This is a genomic window from Bacteroides sp. D55t1_190419_B8 (genome assembly GCF_015558905.1).
Lineage (GTDB): Bacteria > Bacteroidota > Bacteroidia > Bacteroidales > Bacteroidaceae > Bacteroides > Bacteroides vicugnae.
Window position 1 is genome coordinate 1 of record NZ_JADMOU010000065.1, and the last position, 2446, is coordinate 2446.

Sequence of the window (2446 nt, forward strand, 5' to 3'; positions counted from 1 at the left end):
AACGAAATAGGGCTTCGTGTGCCCCTTAGGGCATATGGAGCCTTTGTTGTACGTTTTCTATTTTTTATGGGGGTTACTTCTGTATCTGTATTTTTTTCAGCAGTTTCCTAATGTCCTGTGCTTGCTTTTATACTTGTTTTTTCAGCCTTTCTTGATTCCAATCTCCCTTTTTTTCCTCCTTTCTCTTTCTATCCGGTGTTTCTACAGTGTTTTCTTTTAGGTATATCCACAGGTTGCCTCTCCCAGGACTTCATTCTTCCAGTGAGCATATTTTCTTCTTCAAAAAGTACCGTTCAGCGGTTTGGAACTTCCTCTTCCGGGTGGCGACCTGGCTGGTCTGAAAACTTCAATTGTAATCATCTGCGCCCCTCCGCAATGCTTGCATAAGTTATACTCCCTCCATTTGTCTTGGCAGAGTTCTTTCCACTTGGCTCTTTTCCTTTTAAGTGGTGCCGGTGGTACTTTCATCCTTATCTGTATGCTTGTCAACTTCCTTCTGTTGCATGCTGCCAGGAATCCGTAATGCCTGATACGTACAAATCCTGCCGGCAATATATGCCTACTGAACCTGTGTACGAACTCTTCTCCTGTGAGTGTCATCATCTTATGTTTTCCCCCATCCCTGTAATCCTTATAGTCAAACATGACGGCTGTATCTGTCATTCCCTTAATCCTGGCATTACTGATGGCTGTCCTGTGTGAGTAACGTCCCAAGTATTCTATGACCCTTTCCACGCCTTTGAACGGTGCTTTGCTATATACCACCCATTCTTTTTCAAAGAGTTTCTTTCTTGTTGCCTGGGGTACTTTCACATGTTTGCTCCACTCTTGCATGAACTTGGCTCTGAACACCCTGCCCATAGCCCTAACCGGGAATAGAAAAGGACTGTCTTGATTTGCCCCAGAGAGCTTCCTCCATCCCCCCCTTTCATCTATCCCTCCTTCGGGCACTACACAATGTAGATGTGGGTGATAGTGCAGGTTACTTCCCCAAGTATGCAGGATGGCCACCATTCCCGCCTGTGCGCCTTTATTGGCCGCGAAGGCTGATAAAGTCTTCCAGGCGGCGGTGAACAGGCAGGAATAGGTGGGCCTCATATTCCCCAGTGCCAGTGAATGCAAGTCGGCCGGTAAGGTAAATACCACATGGAAATATTTCACGGGCAACATATCCTCTTTGCGTGCCTGTATCCATACCTCACGCTCTGCCCCCTGGCATTTGGGACAATGCCGGTCACGGCAGCTGTTGTAACTAACACGTACGACTCCACACTGGGGACAGGCATCCACATGCCCTCCCAAAGCGGAGGTACGGCACTGTTCCAGACGTGAGAGGACCTGGAGAACCCTGCCGCAGGGATGATGTTGGCTGATAAAGGATGATTTGAAGCGGGAAATAATCTGACCGACCTCAAACTCCGTCCTCATGGCTGCGTATTGTTATATCCCACTCCCTCAAGACGGTCCAGTGGGCTGAAGGCGTAACCGCCGGCAGGAAGATTGACAAGGTGAAGATAAACCAGGGTTGTCTTTATATCGGCATGTCCCAGAAGATCACGAATGCGAAGAATATTTTCACCCATCTCCAGCAAGTGCGTGGCATAACTGTGACGAAGGGTATGAAGCGTGCAGGTTTTAAGGATGCAGGACGAATGAACCGCCTGTTTAAAAAGATAGCGAATTTCGGAATCCTCTATTTGTCCGCCGGAGCAATTGTTGAAAAGATATACCACAGGCCTGTATTGGAGGAAATACTCCCTAAGAAGAAGCAATAGGTTGCCCGAAAGGGGAACGTATCTGTCTTTTCTACCTTTGCCCTGACGGATGAAAACCTGCATACGCTTGCTGTCAATATCACAAATTTGCATATTGACCAGTTCACGTAAACGCAGCCCGCAAGAATAAATCAGAGACAGCAGGGATTGGCTGCGGATATTCCCGCAGTGCCGCAAAAGGCTGATCACTTCGGACTGGGAAAGAACAACCGGAAGTTTCTTCGTGCTACGAATACGGGGGAGAGAAAAATTAAGTTCGCTAAGATGCATCGTCTTACGATAACAGCGGAGACTGTAAACCGTGTGCTTGAAATAGCTCAAACCCGGTGAAGGAGTGCGAGAGAGCAACATGCTGAAATAATCGCGGCAATCATCTTCGCTTAAGTGTTCAGGAAGTTTTTTGAAGTGAAAGCTGATAGCAGCCAACTTATGGCCATAACTTTTTATACTACCAGGAGAATACTGCTCAATAAGAAGTTGTTTGGAAAATTTTTCGTAACTTTGACCAAACCCCGAGATGGAGTCACTGGCACGCTGAATAAAATTTGCCATAGTGGAGAATGTTTATTGGTTGAACATTGGAAATATCACCACTAAAATCAGCAAAAAAAAGGAATCCCGCATACAGATAGCAAACTTTAGCTATTACGTATGCGGGATTTAGTACAACG

The 2446-nt window shown here is 46.4% G+C and carries 2 protein-coding genes; both read right to left on the bottom strand.

The window, feature by feature from the left end:
* Positions 1-279: 279 nt before the first annotated feature.
* Positions 280-1428, bottom strand: coding sequence for an IS91 family transposase (locus I2I13_RS24335; protein WP_195650755.1), 1149 nt, complete (start codon positions 1426-1428; stop codon positions 280-282).
* On the bottom strand, positions 1425-2327 hold the full coding sequence (locus I2I13_RS24340) for a tyrosine-type recombinase/integrase (RefSeq protein ID WP_195650756.1): 903 nt from the start codon (positions 2325-2327) through the stop codon (positions 1425-1427). The genes I2I13_RS24335 and I2I13_RS24340 overlap by 4 nt, the downstream gene beginning before the upstream one ends.
* Positions 2328-2446 lie beyond the last annotated feature (119 nt).